The 15402-nt window shown below is 68.7% G+C and carries 17 protein-coding genes; 10 read left to right on the top strand and 7 right to left on the bottom strand.

The window, feature by feature from the left end; genetic code table 11:
* The first annotated feature begins 4 nt into the window (after positions 1-4).
* Both rlmH and D103_RS0108090 read left to right on the top strand, forming a co-directional pair.
* Positions 5-475: a 23S rRNA (pseudouridine(1915)-N(3))-methyltransferase RlmH gene (rlmH, locus tag D103_RS0108095; protein WP_018865704.1), complete on the top strand. Its 471-nt coding sequence runs from the start codon at positions 5-7 to the stop codon at positions 473-475.
* The gene (locus D103_RS0108090; protein ID WP_018876458.1) at positions 472-1065 is read left to right on the top strand and encodes a nucleoside triphosphate pyrophosphatase; all 594 of its coding nucleotides are present in this window, start codon (positions 472-474) and stop codon (positions 1063-1065) included. The genes rlmH and D103_RS0108090 overlap by 4 nt, the downstream gene beginning before the upstream one ends.
* 21 nt (positions 1066-1086) lie before the next feature.
* Here D103_RS0108090 and D103_RS0108085 read toward each other — a convergent pair whose 3' ends face one another.
* Complete coding sequence (locus tag D103_RS0108085) at positions 1087-1509, bottom strand: DNA polymerase III subunit chi (protein WP_018876457.1); 423 nt, start codon at positions 1507-1509, stop codon at positions 1087-1089.
* A 16-nt stretch (positions 1510-1525) separates the two neighbouring features.
* Complete coding sequence (locus tag D103_RS0108080; protein WP_018876456.1) at positions 1526-3019, bottom strand: leucyl aminopeptidase; 1494 nt, start codon at positions 3017-3019, stop codon at positions 1526-1528.
* 88 nt (positions 3020-3107) lie between these two features.
* Between D103_RS0108080 and lptF the strand changes: the two genes are divergently transcribed.
* The 3 genes from lptF to D103_RS0108065 are packed head-to-tail and all read left to right on the top strand — an operon-like array spanning position 3108 to position 5925.
* Positions 3108-4214, top strand: a complete 1107-nt coding sequence (lptF, locus tag D103_RS0108075; RefSeq protein WP_018876455.1) for an LPS export ABC transporter permease LptF — start codon at positions 3108-3110, stop codon at positions 4212-4214.
* Positions 4211-5284, top strand: a complete 1074-nt coding sequence (gene lptG / locus D103_RS0108070; protein ID WP_018876454.1) for an LPS export ABC transporter permease LptG — start codon at positions 4211-4213, stop codon at positions 5282-5284. The genes lptF and lptG overlap by 4 nt, the downstream gene beginning before the upstream one ends.
* A complete protein-coding gene (locus D103_RS0108065; RefSeq protein WP_018876453.1) occupies positions 5281-5925 on the top strand; it encodes a GDSL-type esterase/lipase family protein in 645 nt (214 codons plus the stop codon). Before lptG ends, D103_RS0108065 begins: the two co-directional genes overlap by 4 nt.
* Positions 5926-6246: 321 nt before the next feature.
* Here D103_RS0108065 and D103_RS0108060 read toward each other — a convergent pair whose 3' ends face one another.
* Positions 6247-6786 carry an RDD family protein gene (locus tag D103_RS0108060; protein WP_018865711.1) on the bottom strand — a complete coding sequence of 180 codons (540 nt, stop codon included), beginning with the start codon at positions 6784-6786 and terminating at the stop codon, positions 6247-6249.
* A gap of 59 nt (positions 6787-6845) precedes the next feature.
* Between D103_RS0108060 and D103_RS0108055 the strand changes: the two genes are divergently transcribed.
* Positions 6846-7199, top strand: a complete 354-nt coding sequence (locus tag D103_RS0108055; protein ID WP_018865712.1) for a PilZ domain-containing protein — start codon at positions 6846-6848, stop codon at positions 7197-7199.
* 7 nt (positions 7200-7206) lie between these two features.
* Here D103_RS0108055 and glp read toward each other — a convergent pair whose 3' ends face one another.
* The 3 genes from glp to mobA form a co-directional block, all read right to left on the bottom strand.
* Positions 7207-8463 (bottom strand): gephyrin-like molybdotransferase Glp, encoded by a 1257-nt coding sequence (gene glp / locus D103_RS0108050; protein ID WP_018876452.1) that lies wholly within the window; start codon positions 8461-8463, stop codon positions 7207-7209.
* A gap of 13 nt (positions 8464-8476) precedes the next feature.
* On the bottom strand, positions 8477-9013 hold the full coding sequence (gene mobB, locus D103_RS0108045) for a molybdopterin-guanine dinucleotide biosynthesis protein B (protein ID WP_018876451.1): 537 nt from the start codon (positions 9011-9013) through the stop codon (positions 8477-8479).
* Between the two features lie 63 nt (positions 9014-9076).
* Positions 9077-9670, bottom strand: coding sequence for a molybdenum cofactor guanylyltransferase MobA (mobA, locus tag D103_RS0108040; RefSeq protein WP_018876450.1), 594 nt, complete (start codon positions 9668-9670; stop codon positions 9077-9079).
* A gap of 115 nt (positions 9671-9785) precedes the next feature.
* On the opposite strand from mobA, the gene D103_RS0108035 reads away from it, so the two are divergent.
* From D103_RS0108035 to D103_RS0108020, 4 genes are all read left to right on the top strand, one after another.
* Complete coding sequence (locus tag D103_RS0108035; protein ID WP_026280312.1) at positions 9786-11348, top strand: nodulation protein NfeD; 1563 nt, start codon at positions 9786-9788, stop codon at positions 11346-11348.
* 39 nt (positions 11349-11387) lie between these two features.
* Positions 11388-12200 (top strand): slipin family protein, encoded by an 813-nt coding sequence (locus D103_RS0108030; RefSeq protein WP_018865717.1) that lies wholly within the window; start codon positions 11388-11390, stop codon positions 12198-12200.
* Positions 12201-12203: 3 nt separating this feature from the next.
* Positions 12204-13109, top strand: a complete 906-nt coding sequence (xerD, locus tag D103_RS0108025; RefSeq protein WP_018876448.1) for a site-specific tyrosine recombinase XerD — start codon at positions 12204-12206, stop codon at positions 13107-13109.
* Between the two features lie 92 nt (positions 13110-13201).
* On the top strand, positions 13202-13915 hold the full coding sequence (locus D103_RS0108020; RefSeq protein ID WP_018876447.1) for a DsbC family protein: 714 nt from the start codon (positions 13202-13204) through the stop codon (positions 13913-13915).
* A gap of 291 nt (positions 13916-14206) precedes the next feature.
* Here the strand turns inward: D103_RS0108020 and trxA are convergent, their stop codons facing one another.
* Positions 14207-15082, bottom strand: coding sequence for a thioredoxin (gene trxA / locus D103_RS0108015; protein WP_018865720.1), 876 nt, complete (start codon positions 15080-15082; stop codon positions 14207-14209).
* Between the last annotated feature and the right edge of the window lie 320 nt (positions 15083-15402).

Raw genomic sequence — 15402 nt, 5'->3', positions numbered from 1 at the left:
CGCCATGCGCCTGGACCTGATTGCGATCGGCAAGCGCATGCCCGACTGGGTGGCGGCCGGGTTCGACGAGTACGCCGGTCGTCTGCCGCGCGAGCTGAACCTGAACCTGCAGGCCCTGGCCGGTCCCTCCGGGGCCAAGTCCATGGATACGGCCACGCTGCTGCGGCGCGAGGGCGAGATCCTGCTGAAGGCCATACCCGAGGGCGCCCGCGTGATTCTGCTGGACGAGCGCGGCAAGGGCGTGGACACCAGGGGCGTCGCGCGGCGCCTGGCGGACTGGCAGCAGGACGGGCGCGATGTCGCGCTGGTGATCGGCGGGGCCGCGGGGCTGGATGAGGCCGTGCGCACCCGTGCGGAATGGGCCTGGTCGCTGTCGCCGCTGACCTTCCCGCACATGCTGGTGCGGGTGCTGGTCGCCGAGCAGCTCTACCGCGCCTGGTCGCTGCTGAACAACCACCCCTACCACCGCGCGTGACGCCCGTGGCTCATCCGCTGCTGCTGGCCTCCGCATCCCCGCGCCGCCGCGAACTGCTGGAGCAGATCCAGCTCGCCTACGAGGTGGCCCCGATGGACGTGGACGAGACCCCGTTACCGGGCGAGTCCCCAGAGGCGCTGGTCGAACGCCTCGCCATCGCCAAGGCCAAGGCGGCCATCGCGTGCGGCATCCCGGGGCAGTGGGTGCTGGCCGCGGATACCGTCGTCGCGGTGGGCGACGAGGCCCTGGGAAAGCCCGCGGATTGCGCCGATGCCGAGGCCATGCTGCAACGCCTTTCCAGCGGGGAGCACCGGGTGGTATCCGGCATGGCGCTGGGCCGGCCCGGTGCATCCATGCGGGCGCGTACCGTGACGACCCGCGTGCGCATGCGCCCGCTGACGTCATCCGACATCGCGGCCTACTGGGCGACCGGCGAGCCGCGTGGCAAGGCCGGCGCCTATGCCATCCAGGGCCGCGGCGCCGCCTTTGTCGAGTGGATCGAGGGGTCCTACACCAATGTGGTCGGTCTGCCCCTGTTCGAGCTGGAGGCCTGGCTGCGCGAGATTCCCGATCCGCCACCGCGCGTCTGAACCGCCGCCGTCAGCGTCCCTTTACTGGATGTTGTGGTGCTCCAGCGGGTAGCCGCGTTCCTTGAAGTAGCGGTAGCGGGCGCGGCCCGCCTCGCGTTCCGACTCCTCGCCACCGACGATATCCGCGACGCGCTCGAAGCGCCCGCAGTACTCTGGCACCTCCGGCGCCAGGTTGATCAGCACATCACAGCGATCCGACGGGGCATGGGCCTCGTGCAGGGAGACCGGGACGTCCGCATCGCGCACGTCGGTGCTGTGCGGCAGGAACGCGGTGTCCTCGAAGGTCCACAGCCACTCGTCCAGCGTGCGCGTCAGGTCCGGCGAGCCGGTGTGGATGTGCACGCGATGGCCCTGGCCGCTGGCCTTTTTCGCCAGGCGGCAGGTGAAGCGCAGGCGCGCCTCCGGGGCCGGGTCCTGCAGCAGGTAGAAGCTGACGTGGGTCATCCGCGCCCGACCCGGATCAGGCCTGGTCGAGCAGGTAGCGCATCAGCATCGGCACTGGGCGGCCGGTCGCGCCCTTCTCCTTGCCGCTCTTCCAGGCCACGCCGGCGATGTCGACATGCGCCCAGGTGTAGTCCTCGGTATAGCGCGACAGGAAGCAGGCGGCGGTGATGGTGCCGGCGGGGCGCCCGCCGATATTGGCCATGTCGGCGAAATTGCTCTTCAGCTGTTCCTGGTACTCCGGCCACAGCGGGAGCTGCCAGCCGCGATCGCCGGTCTCCTCGCCGGCGGCCAGAAGACCCTTCGCCAGGCGCTCGTTGTTGCCCAGGATTGCCGCGCCCTGATGGCCCAGGGCGATGATGCAGGCCCCGGTCAGGGTGGCGATGTCGATGACCACCTTCGGCTTGTAACGCTCAACCCAGGTCAGGGCGTCGGCCAGCACCAGACGGCCCTCGGCGTCGGTGTTCAGGATCTCGACGGTCTGCCCGGACAGGGTGGTGACGATGTCGCCCGGGCGCGTCGCGCGGCCATCGGGCATGTTCTCGGCACTGGTGACCACGCCGACCACGTTGACCGGCAGCCCCAGCTCGCAGCAGGCTTCGATCACCCCGAACACGCTGGCCGCGCCGCACATGTCGTACTTCATCTCGTCCATCTCGGCGCCGGGCTTCAGCGAGATGCCGCCGGTGTCGAAGGTGATGCCCTTGCCGACCAGCACCACCGGGGCGTCGCCCTTCTTGCCGCCGGAGTACTCCATCGCGATCAGGCGCGGCGGGCGCTCGGAACCCTTGCCGACCGCCAGGATGGCCCCAGCCCCGAGCTTCTCCAGGTCCTTCTCGTCCAGGACCGTGGCCTTCAGCTGCTTGTATTGCTTCGCCATCTCGCGGGCGGTGTCGGCCAGGCTCTCCGGGTAGCAGACATTCGGCGGGGTGTTGCCCAGGTCCTTCGCGCGGTTCACGCCGGTGGCGATCGCCGCGGCCTCGGTGCAGGCCTGCTTCGCGGTCTCGGCGTCCTTGCGCTCCACGCACAGCTGGATCTTGTCCAGCTTCACCGGGGTGGTCTTCTCCTTGCCCTTGAACGGGGTGAAGCGGTAGGCGGCCTCCGAGATCGCCGCGACCAGGGTGTGCACCACCCAGGCGATGTCCTTGCCGCGCGGCTGGAAGTCCGCGACCGCGATCGCGGCGCTGGTGGCCGGGCGCTCGACCAGTGCGGCGGCCAGGGCCTGCGCCGCCTTGCGCGCGGCGCGGGCGTCGAAGTCCTTCTTCGCCCCCAGGCCGATCAGGAGTGCGCTACCCTTCCCCTGATTGCCTGGGCTGCCACCGCCGGGCAGCAACAGCCGGCTGCCGGCCTCGCCATCCATCTCGCCGGCCTTCAGCAGTGCCGCGATCTCGCCGTCGCGCGCGGCATCCAGGGCACTGGCGCCCGCGGCCGGATTGCGCTTGTGATTGATGCCGGCGGCGCGGATGCCGGCGCGGGGTTTGTCGAGGGTCGAAGTGGTGACGGAGAATTGCATGAATGCCTCCCGAAAATGAGTTCCATCATGGTACCAGCGCCACGCGGCGACCGACCACGCGCCGCGCGGGCCGCGGGGTAATGCGCGCATGATTCTGCGCCGTGCCGAACGCTTCATCGCCCGCGAGCTGCTGGTCACCCAGACCGCGGTCACCATCGTCCTGCTGCTGGTCATCATCGGCGGCGTGCTGGCGCGGGTGCTGCGGGACGTCGCCGAGGGCACGATCCCGGTCGATTTTCTGCCGCCGCTGGTGGCCTTCGGTGCCTTCAAGGGCATTGTCTTCCTCTGGCCGGTGGCGCTGTTTCTGGCCTTCATGCTGGTGCTGGGCCGGTTGCAGCGCGACAGCGAACTGGTCGCGCTGCAGGCCAGCGGCATGTCCTTCGCCGCGCTTTATCGCGCGCTTTTGTGGGTGGCCGTGCCCGCGACGCTGCTGCTGCTGGTGCTGATGATGCTGGTGGTGCCGCGTACCGAGGCCCAGATCGATCAGTTCCGCGACCTGGCCGAGCAGCGCTCCGACCTGGTCGGGATTACCCCCGGGCGTTTCCTGCGCTCGCGGGTGGGCGAGCAGGTCTTCTTCGCCGAGCGCCTGAGCGAAGACCGCGAGGCGCTGCTGGAGGTGTTCATCTACCGGGAGGTGGAGGGCGAGGCGCAGGTGACCGTGGCCGAGCGCGCGATCCCCGATCCCGGGGCGGAGGGCAGCGGCTTCCTGATCCTCGAGAACGGCTACCGCCACGTCGGTGTGCCGGGCGAAAGCAGCTTCCGCATGCTCGAGTTCGAGCGCCTGCGGACCCAGATCACCGAACCGGACGCCGGGGCGGGGCGCCGCTCGCTGAACGCGATGTCGACGCTGGCTCTCTGGGAGGAGCGGCATCGCCCCGACCACCGCGCGGAGCTGGAATGGCGCCTCGCCATGCCGCTGTCGATCCTGGTGCTGAGCCTGATCGCGCTGCCGCTGGCGCAGGTGCCGCCGCGCACCGGCCGTTATGCGCGTATCCCGGCGGCGATCGGCGTCTACGTGCTGTATGCCAACCTGTTGATCCTGGGGCAGGGCCAGCTGGCGGACGGGCGCACGCCGCTGGCCCTGGGCCTGTGGTGGACGCACGGCTCGATGCTGGTGCTTTGGCTGGTGCTCGCCTGGCGCAAGGGCATGCTGGGCCTCGGCCGGGCCATGGAGCGTGACGAGGTGACGCCATGACGACGGTGCTGGGGCGCTACATCATGCGCCAGGTCCTGATCGGGACCGCGCTGGCCGTGGTCCTGCTGGTGGCGCTGGATGCGGTGTTCGCGCTGATCGACGAGCTGCGCGACACCGGGCGAGGCAACTACGGGCTGACCGAGGCGCTTCTTTACGTGGCGCTGACCCTGCCGCGGCGGATGTACGACATGCTGCCGTCGGCGGCGTTGCTGGGTGGTCTGTTGTGGCTGGGCAATCTGGCCGCGAACAGCGAGCTGACCGCGATGCGCGCGGCCGGGATGACACTGGGCCGCTTTATCGGCTGGGTGATGCAGGCCGGCCTGGTCGTCGTGGTGGCGATGGTGGTGGTGGGCGAGTTCTTCGCCCCGGCCGCCGAGAGCCGGGCGCAGAACCTGAAGGCGACCGCCTTCGACGAACAGCTGAGTGTGAGCCCGATCGGTCTTTGGGCACGCGATGGCCGGCGCATGGTGCAGGCGGATACCGTGTTGCCGGACAATCGGCTGATCGGGGTGCGCATCATCGAGTTGGATGCGAACCGCGAGCCGCGCGAGATCACGCGCGCCCAGAGCGCACAGTACGAGGGTGGGGTCTGGCGGCTGCAGGAGGTGGAACGCTCGCGGCTGTCGCTGGAACGTGTCGAGTCCGAGCGTCTGGAGACCGAGACCATCGAGCGTCTGATCGCACCGGAGTACTTTGACGTGCTGGTGGTCGAGCCGGGCCAGATGGCGGCGCAGAATCTGGCGCGCTATATCGACTACCTGCAGGAGAATCGCCTGGACTCGGCCCCCTATGAGGTCGCGTTCTGGCAACGCCTGACCCTGCCGGCCAGCACCTTCGTGATGCTGCTGCTGGCCATCCCGTTCCTGTTCGGTTCCCAGCGCGAGGGCGGGGCCGGCCGGCGGTTGTTCATCGGCATCGCGATCGGCGTGTCCTTCGCCATCGTGATGCGCGCGATGACCCACCTGGGGCTGGTCTACAACCTGCCGCCCTTCGTCGCCGCCAGCCTGCCGGTCGTGCTGTTCCTGATCCTGGCACTGGTGGCGCTGTATCGCATGGGGCGCCAGACATGATGGCCTGGCTGCGCGCGGGCTTCCTGCTGGGGCTGGTCGCCATGCTGGTGGCCTGCGGGAGCGGCGTCCCGGGCGACTTCGATCCGCTCCCGCGCCAGGCGACAGTACTGGCCTTCGGCGACAGTGTGACCCACGGGACCGGGGCCGGAGCGGGCGAGGACTACCCGGCGCGCCTGGCGGCGATCACCGGCTGGACGATCGTCAACGACGGGGTGCCCGGGGATCGCGCCAGCAGCGCCCGCGAGCGTCTCGCCCCGAGCCTGCGCGCGCACGAGCCCGATCTGGTGCTGATCTGGCTGGGTGGCAACGATTTCCTGCGCCAGCGCGACCCGGCCGCGGTGCGCGAGGATCTGCGTCTACTGGTGGAGACCGTTCGCGACCATGGAGCCCAGCCCCTGCTGCTGGGGGTGCCGCGGGCCTCCGCCCTGGGCGCGGCCACCGGCCGCCTGCGGGACGACCCGATCTACCGCGAGCTGGCGCACGAGGAACAGGTGCCCCTGATCGAGGGCGTGCTCTCGGGGGTGCTGTCCGAGAGCGATCTGCGCGCGGACCCGGTCCACCCCAACGCCCGCGGCTACCGCCGCATCGCCACCGAGATCGCCGAGGCCCTGGACGACCTCGGCCTCTGGCTCGCCCCCTGATGGTTGTGCACCACGAAGCGCACGAAGGCACGAAGAAGGGCCAGGTCAAAAGCGATTGAACCACAGAGAGCACGGAGGGCACGGAGAAAAACGGTGTTTGTTTGGCGGCGGGCAGTGTGCCGACGTGCGCAACAGATCGCATCAAGCCTGCGGACCGACCACCCCCGGTAGATTTCGCGTGGCTCGACCCGTCCCGGCGAGGTTCGATCCGAAAGCCTTTCGGCTTTCTCCGTGTCCTCTGTGTTCTCCGTGGTGAATCCGCCCTTTGCCCTTCTTCGTGCCTTCGTGTGCTTCGTGGTGAAACAAACAACCGGATTGAGGTCAGGTCTTGCGGTTCTGTTTCCAGCGGGGTTTGGCGAGGCCGGGGATGCGCACCAGTTCGGTGCCGGTGAGCCAGTCGTGCAGCATCCAGCGCCGCGGGTGGAACTGCGACAGGCCGATCGCGAACAGCGCCGCCGCGGTAACCACGGTAACGGCGACCGCGCCGTATTCGCGCACCGCCCAGATGGCCATCAGGATCACCAGCCACTGGGCGACCGCAACCAGATAGCGCAGCGTCGCCTGCCAGGCATTGACGGCGTGCCCGCCCTCGGTGCGCAGCTGGATGTTCCAGGCCTGCATGCCGAGCGTCTGCCCGGTGCGCGTCCAGAACCAGTAGAAGAACCCCCAGGCCACGATCAGGTTGAGCACGAAATGGGCGCGGGGCGAGTACAGCCCGGTGGTGTTGCCGAGGATGACCACCAGCAGGCCGAGGACCATCCAGATCGCCACCAGCAGCAGGGCGTCGTAGACGATGGCGGCCAGGCGGCGCAGCAGGCTGGAGGGCTGGCCGTCGATGGACGAGGCGGCGGTTTCGGTCATGGGCGTTCCGGGTGGTTCTGGATTTGGCCGCGGGTGCGGAGTGGGCGTAGTCTTGCCGCATGGAGCGACGCTTTCAACGTATCCCCCTGGAATTTCCGGCTACCCTGCTCACCGATGGCGGGGGCGGCCCGGTCCGGGTGGAGGATATCTCCCTGAAGGGCGTGCTGCTGGAGGGCGCGGATCTTCCCGCGATGGCCGATGGCGACGAGGTCAGTGTCGACATCCCGCTCAGCGAGGAGGCGCGGATCACCTTCGAGGGCCGGGTGCGCTGGCACGAGGGCCTGTGGCTGGGCGTGGAGATCGAGGCCATGCCGCTGGAATCCGCCTCCCACCTGCGCCGTCTGGTCGAGCTCAACCTCGGTGACGAGGCCCTGCTGGAGCGCGAATTCGCCGCGCTGATCCAGGCCGACTGACTCGGCCTCAGGGGGTCGGAAAGATCTCCCGGAACGGCAGGACCTCCACCCAGTCACCCGCACGGGCCCCGGCGGATTCGCGTGGCAGGACGACGTAGGCGTTGGCCTCGCTCATCGCGCGCAACTGATGTGAACCCTGGCCGCCGGCGGCGCGCACCACCCAGCCGCGTTCGTCGGTCTCCAGCACCGCGCGCTGGAAATCCTTGCGCCCGGGGGTCTTGTGGAGGTCTTCCAGCAGGCGTGCGTTCAGGGTCTGCGGTGCGGTCGCTGCGCGCCCGGCCAGCTGCTGCAGGGCCGGGCGCACCAGCAGGGCGAAGGTGGTCATTACGGCCACCGGGTTGCCCGGCAGACCGAAGAAGTGGGCCTGGCCGAAATGCCCGAAGGCCAGGGGGCGCCCGGGCTTGATGGCCAGCTTCCAGAAGCCGACCTGGCCGGAGGCCTGCAGCACGCGGGTCACATGGTCGGCATCGCCGACCGAGACCCCCCCGGTGGTGATGATCACGTCGGCCGTTGCCCCGGCACGCGTCAGGGCCTCGCGCACCGCATCCTCGGTGTCGCGGATTACGCCGTAGTCCTGCACCTCGACCGGGTAGGCCGCGAGCAGCGCCCGCAGGGTGTGGCGGTTGCTGTCATGGATCTGACCCGGGCCCAGTGGCTGATCCACGGGCACCAGTTCGTCCCCGGTCGAGAAGAAGGCCACGCGCGGCCGGCGCAGTACCTTCACCCGGGCAATGCCCTGGCTCGCCAGCACCCCGATCTCGGCGGCGCCCAGGGTTGTCCCGGCGGCATACAGCGGGGTACCGGCGGCGGTGTCGCCACCCGGGCCGCGGATGTTGTGGCCCGTGGCGAGGTCGCCGTTGTGCAGTAGGATGGTGGCGTCGTCCCGTTCCACCTGCTCCTGCATCACGACCAGTTCGGCCCCGTCCGGGATCACCGCGCCGGTCAGGATGCGCACGCACTGGCCTGGTTGCAGTTCGCCATCCCAGGGGTGCCCGGCCGCCGAGGTGCCCACCAGTGCCAGGCGCGCACCCTTGGCGGCGTCCGTCGCGCGCAGGGCGTAGCCATCCATCGCGGAGACCGCGGCCGGCGGCACGTCGATGCGCGCGGCCAGGGGCTCCGCCAGGGTCCGCCCGAGGGCCTGCTCCAGCGCCACCGTCTCCAGTTCCTCGAGGCGCTGGCAGGCTTCCAGGATCGCGGTACGGGCCTGTTCCAGGGTCTTGGCGTTGGGATCGAACTCGTCGCAGCCGGGGGCAGCCTCGGGCATGGGGGTCTCCGGGTCAGGGGTGGATGTCCAGGTAGTCGATGACGAAGGCCGCCACTGCGTCGGGGTCATTCACCGGCAGCAGCGGGCCGTCGAAGTCCAGTGTGGCGGCATCGGTGGCGACCGCGACCACGCCGGGGATCTCGCGGTACAGCGGGGCCTTGCCCACCGACGGCCGATGCACCTCGATCTTGGGCAGGTCCCATTGCTTGAAACCCTCGACCAGGATCAGGTCGGAGCGACGCGGGTCCAGGCGCGCGCAGAGCATGTCCAGGTCCGGCACGCGGCCATCGTCGGTCTCCGGGGTCTCCACCATCAGGGCGTAGCGCCGACCGGAGGCCACCAGCATCTGGTCGGCGCCGGCATGGCGCAGCTCATGGCTGTCCTTGCCCGGCTTGTCCACGTCGAACTCGTGGTGGGCATGCTTGATCATCGCCGGACGCAGGCCGCGGGCTCGCAGGGCCGGGATCACGCCCTTCAGCAGAGTGGTCTTGCCGCTGCCGCTCCAGGCGGCGAAGCCGATGCGCGGGAGGTTGGAGGTGGACTGGATCATGGTGGCCTGCCTGCGTTAAGCGCGTCCGAGTATAGCGAGATCCGGCCGGGGCGCGAGGGGCGTTCAGCCCATCAGGTCCCCGGGGGTGTTGATGTTGGCGAATGCCTCCGGCTGATCGGAGAAGTCCACCGTGATCGCGCCGATCTCGTGAAACCAGCGTCCCACCGCCAGCGAACCATGCGCGAGATCCGCTTGCAGGCGCGGCGCCACCGTCGGCCCGAGGAGGGCAAACAGCGGCTGCAGGCGGTTGCCGTCGTGGGCAATGGCGGCCGGCGCCGGGTGGGCCTCCAGGGCCTGGCACAGGCGGTACTCCAGGTCCAGGGGCAGCGCGGGTGCGTCCACCGGCGCGCACAGGATCGCGTGGTCGGGGAAGGCCGCGAAGGCCGCGGCGATCCCGGCCAGCGGGCCGCGATAATCGGCGTGGGAATCGGTCAGGACGGGAAACCCCAGCGCTTGATAACGGTCGATATCGGTATTGCTGCTGATGGCCAGGCGCGGCGCCTGGGGGCGCAGGCGCGCGATGGCGTGTTCGATCAGGGGGCGGCCCCGATACTCGACCCAGCCCTTGTTGCGCCCGCCCATGCGCCGGCCCTGACCGCCGGCCAGGATCACGGCGGCGAGATTCTCGGGCGGGGTCTGCTTTGCCTGCGGGTCCATGCGGGTCTGAGGGTTCGGCGCGGGTCCGGCCTTTGGTTTATCGTGGTGGGCGAGTCGGCTGTCGCGTGTGCGCACGCAGTGTACGACGAATCCACCCTGACGGGAGAGGAAGCCCATGCGGGTTTCATTTGGACGCAAGGCAGGAGCGGGCGGAGGGCGCCGCTGGCGCCACCTGCTGTGGTTGACCCTCCTGGTGCTCGGGGCCGGCTGGCTGGCCGCCTCGAGCCTGGCCCAGACCGCGGATCGCCACGGCCTGTTGCTGACGGTGAATGACGCGATCGGCCCGGCCACCGGCGACTACATCCGCCGGGGGATCGAGCGGGCCGAGGCCGAGGACGCCGAGATCCTGGTCCTGATGCTGGATACCCCGGGCGGTCTGGATTCCAGCATGCGCAGCATCATCAAGAACATCCTGCAATCGGATGTGCCGGTGGTCACGTATGTCCACCCGGCGGGTTCCCGCGCGGCCAGCGCCGGCACCTACATGCTTTACGGGTCGCATGTCGCGGCCATGACCCCGGCCACCAATCTGGGCTCGGCCACCCCGGTGCAGATGGGCGGCGGCGGGCTCCCGGGCATGGACCCGCCGGAGCCGGACGAGGACGCGCGCGACGATACGGAAACCGACGAGGCCAATGGCGAGGCGCGCGACGACGAAACCGACGCGGCGGATGAGCCTGCGGATGAGAATGGAGCCGCCAACGGCGAGGTCGAACCCGCCAGCGAGGAGGAACTGCTGGAGGACGACCCGGCCCCGCGCCGCGGCGGCGACGCGATGGAGCGCAAGGTGCTGGAGGACGCGGTGTCCTATATCCGCGGCCTGGCGGAACGCTACGGACGCAATGCCGACTGGGCGGAAGAGACCGTACGCGAGGGCTCCAACCTGACCGCGACCGCCGCGCTGGAGCAGAACGTCATCGACTTCGTGGCGGACAACCTGAGCGACCTGCTCGCCCAGATCGACGGGCATACCGTGCGTATGCACGACGGCGAGCGCACGCTGGCGACCGAAGGGCTGGAGATCGTGCGCATGGATCCGGACTGGCGTACCCAGTTGCTGTCCGTGATCACCAACCCGAACATCGCCTATATCCTGATGCTGCTGGGGATCTACGGCATCATCTTCGAACTGGCCAACCCGGGCGCGATCTACCCCGGCGTGATCGGTTCGATCGCGCTGATCCTGGCGTTCTTTGCGCTGCAGGTGATGCCGGTGAACTATGCGGGCCTGGCGCTGATGCTGCTGGGCATGATCTTCATGATTGCGGAGGCCTTCGTGCCCAGTTTCGGGGCGCTGGGCATAGGAGGCATCGTGGCATTTACAACCGGTTCCATCATCCTGTGGGACGACCCCAACCTGAACGTGGCCCTGCCACTGGTGATCGGCACGGCCATCGCCATCGGCATCCTGTCCGTCTGGGTGCTGGGACGGCTGTTCAGCCTGCGCGGCAAGAAGCCCGCCACCGGCTATGAAGAGATGATCGGGATGATCGGCGAGGCGCGCGAGGACTTCGATCGCAGCGGTCGGGTCTGGGTCCACAGCGAACAGTGGAACGCGGAGACCTCGGCACCGATCCGCGAAGGACAGAAGGTGCGGGTTACCGCGATCGACGGCCTGAAGCTGCGGGTCGAACCCGTGACTGAAGAAGACACCCCGGGCACTGCCACGACCGGCTGACCGGTCGCCGCCAAGCCCATAACGCAGAAGGAGCAGGACATGAACGATCTCGGTTTCTTTGTCGTCCCGCTAGTCATCCTGGTCGCCATCATCGTGATGTCGATCAAGGTGCTGCGCGAGTACGAGCGCGGCGTCATCTTCTTCCTCGGCCGCTTTCAGTCGGTGAAGGGTCCGGGTCTGATCATCGTGATCCCGGGCATCCAGCAGATGGTGCGCATCGACCTGCGCATCATCACCCTCGACGTGCCCAGCCAGGACGTGATCTCGCAGGACAACGTGACGGTACGCGTGAACGCGGTGCTGTACTTCCGCGTGGTGGATTCCGCCAAGTCGGTGATCCAGGTCGAGGACTACTACGCCGCCACCAGCCAGCTCGCGCAGACCACGCTGCGCTCGGTGCTCGGCAAGCATGATCTGGACGAGATGCTCTCCGAGCGCGACAAGCTGAACAACGACATCCAGGAGATCCTCGATGCCCAGACCGACGCCTGGGGCATCAAGGTCACCAATGTCGAGATCAAGCATGTCGACCTGGACGACTCCATGATCCGCGCGATCGCGCGCCAGGCCGAGGCCGAGCGCGAACGCCGCGCCAAGGTCATCCACGCCGAGGGCGAACTGCAGGCGGCCGAAAAGCTGGTGCAGGCGGCGCAGCAGATGGAGGCCAGCCCCTCTTCGCTGCAACTGCGCTACATGCAGACGATGTCCGACATGTCGACCAACGGCAACGCCAACACCATCTTCTTCCCGCTGCCGCTGGAACTGACCAAGGTCTTCGAGAACCTGGCCGGCAAGTTCCGCGCGGAGAACCCGGACGCCCCGGGCAATGCCGGGAAACCTGGTGGCCAGTAACGCGTGAGCGTCGCCACGGCGGCATCTCCGGCCCTCGACCGTTTCCTGGACGAGCTCTGGGCGGTCGAGGGTCTGTCCGACCACACCCTGTCGGCCTACCGGCGCGATCTGGAGGGTCTGGCGCACTGGCTGGAACCCAGGGGGGCAAGCCTGGAATCCGCCCGTGCGGCCGATCTCCTGGGCTATGTCAGCGCCCGCATGCAGGCCGGGGCACGGCCGAAGTCCATCACCCGGGCACTGTCCAGCATCCGGCGTTTTTATCGCTATCTGGTCCACCAGGGCGAGCGCGAGGATGATCCGAGCGCCGGGATCGAGTCCCCCCGGGCCGGGCGCCCGTTGCCGGACAGCCTGTCCGAGGCCCAGGTGGAGGCCCTGCTGCGGGCCCCCGATATCGACGATGCGGTCGGGTTGCGGGATCGCGCGATGCTGGAACTGATGTATGCCACCGGACTGCGGGTCTCCGAACTGGTGGGGCTGGAGCAGTCGGAGGTGAACAGTCGGCAGGGCGTGGTGCGCATTACCGGCAAGGGCGACAAGGAACGCCTGATCCCACTGGGCGAGGAGGCGGCCCACTGGCTGGCTCGCTATCAGCGCGAGGCACGGCCGGACCTGATGGACGGTCACCCGCCCTGCGAGGCGGTGTTCGTCACCCGGCGTGGCGGCGGGCTCACGCGTCAGGCCTTCTGGTACCGCATCAAGGCTCACGCGCGCCGTGCCGGCATCGAGTCGCCGCTGTCGCCGCACACCCTGCGCCATGCATTTGCCACGCATCTGCTGGACCACGGGGCGGACCTGCGCGTGGTGCAGATGCTGCTGGGCCACAGCAGCCTGTCGACCACACAAATCTATACCCACGTCGCGCGCGCCCGCTTGCAGAGCCTGCATGCGGAACATCATCCCCGCGGCTGACGTCTATTACCGGACTCCGCCAGATGGCCCGGGGATACCCCCGCGAGGCTGGTAAACTGGCGCCGCTTTTTTGTATCGATACGAGAGAATCCATGTCCCTGAAACGCGCTCTTCCCCTTGCCGCGGCCCTGGCCGTCATCAGTACCCCGCTCATGGCCACCGAGGCCATCGAGGAATACATGGCCCGGGTCATCCCGGATACCGAGATCGACAGCATCCGCGAGACGCCGATGGAAGGTGTCTTTGAGGTCCGTTACGGCACCGATATCCTCTATGTCTCCGAGGACGGGCGCTATCTGATCCAGGGCAACATGGTCGACCTGGAGACCCGCGAAAACCTGACCCAGTCCGCGCTCAGCGGCGTGCGCGCGGACATGTTCGCCGCCATCGACGACAGCGAGCTGGTGACCTACTCGCCGAACGGAGAGACCCGGGGCGTGCTGAACATCTTCACCGATCCGAACTGCCCCTACTGCCGCGAGATCCATCAGGACCTGCCGGAGTATCTGTCGGCCGGGATCAAGGTGCGTTACCTGATGTTCCCGGTGCTGGGACGTGATTCCCCGGAGATCATGGACCGTATCTGGTGCGCGGAGGATCGCGAAGAGGCGATGGACCGGGCCAAGGAAGGCGACAAGCTGAACGATATCGACGGCAGCTGCGCCACGCCGCAGGATCAGCACATGGCCATGGGGCAGCAGCTCGGCCTGCGCGGCACCCCGGCGCTGATCACCGAGGGTGGCCAGCAGCTCTCCGGTTACCAGGAACCGCAGGCCGTGATCGAGCGCATCCTCGGCAGCAACTGATCCGGACGTCGACCGGGCCGCAGCCAGCGGCCCGGCTCGACCCACCCGGGAAGGGCCCCTTTGTGGGAGCGAGCCTGCTCGCGAATCCCCGCCCGCGCTTGCCCTGCACACCGTGGTTCCCGTCGCAGGTGCAGTTCGGATCGATGGTGGTTGATCAACGCCAATCGCCGAGGGGGCTCGGCTCCTACGGGGGGCCTGCCGCGTGCTGCAGGAGGCCAGCCCTCTGGCCGACGGGGCGACTTCGAAGTCGTAGCCGTCTGCAAGGATGCTGTGACGGCAACCGGAGCCCGGTCAGTACAGCAGCGAGGCCATCTGCCGGCGGAACTGTCCTACCAACGGGTGATCGTTGCCGAGGACCTCGAACGCGGCCAGCAGGCCCTTCTGGCCGGCCCCGTCGTTGTAGGAGCGGTGCTGTTTCATCAGTTGCAGGTACAGCCCCAGCGCCTCCTCGGCGCGGCCGGACAGCATCGCGTAGGCGGCCATCTGCTCCAGTGCCTCGGGGCGCGGATCGCCTTCCTGCAGCTCCTGTGCCAGCGCCTGCGGGTCGATGCCGGCGGCCGTCTTGGCGAATACCAGGCGGGCACGCAGGGCCTTCGCCTCTTCCTTTTCGCTCTGGTCCAGCGGGAGCTTGCCGAGCTCGGCCTCGGCGGCCTCCGGGTCGCCGGCCTGGGCGAGCGCGCGGGCCAGCTCGATGCGCAGGTCGCCGTTGTCCGGGTCCTCTTCCAGCGCCGCGCGCAGCGTGGCGAGGGCCGCGTCCGTGTCTCCGGCCTGAGCCTGTTCGCGGGCCTTCTCGATCAGCTTGTCGGAGGGCTTCTCCAGGTACTGGTCGATCATCGCGCGGATGTTCGGCTCCGGCTGCACGCCCATGAACTGGTCCACCGGCTTGCCGTGGCGGAAGATCATCACCGTGGGCAGGCTGCGCACACCGTACTGCTGCGCCAGGGCCTGCTGCTCGTCGCTGTTGACCTTGGCCAGGCGGAACTTGCCGGCGTACTGCGCGGCCAGTTGCTGCAGCAGCGGCATCAGCTGCTGGCAGGGCCCGCACCAGGCGGCCCAGAAATCCACCACGACCGGGCGCTTGTGGGATTCGTCCAGCACGGCCTGCTGGAAATCCTCCTGGGTCACGTCGAGGATGTCGTTGCCAGTGATGCTCGCGGCTTCTTCCATCGGAAACCTCCTGTGAAGACGGGGATACGGAATCTGTCCTGCATTGTTGGGATCGGCCCCGGGATTGCAAGCAGCCTTTCCCCCGCGGGCTTTGGTACGCTGCGCACAGTCCGGGACGAGGGGACACGCCGGTAACGAAACCCGCCACCCTCGTCATCGCGGGGCGCGCAGCGCTGTGGCGATCCATGCGTGTGGCCCCGGCGCCGGCAGGCGCGGACGTCGGGGCTTGCGTTGAGGGGTTCCTTCGTCGCCTTTGGTTCCTCGCAAGGACGAGGTAAAGGCACCGTCATCGCGAGCGCCGCAGGCGCGTGGCGATCTCC

It is taken from the genome of Thioalkalivibrio sp. ALE31 (genome assembly GCF_000377405.1).
Taxonomy (GTDB): domain Bacteria; phylum Pseudomonadota; class Gammaproteobacteria; order Ectothiorhodospirales; family Ectothiorhodospiraceae; genus Thioalkalivibrio.
The sequence above is the reverse complement of the archived record's forward strand: the minus strand, read 5'-3'. Positions and strand labels throughout refer to the sequence as shown.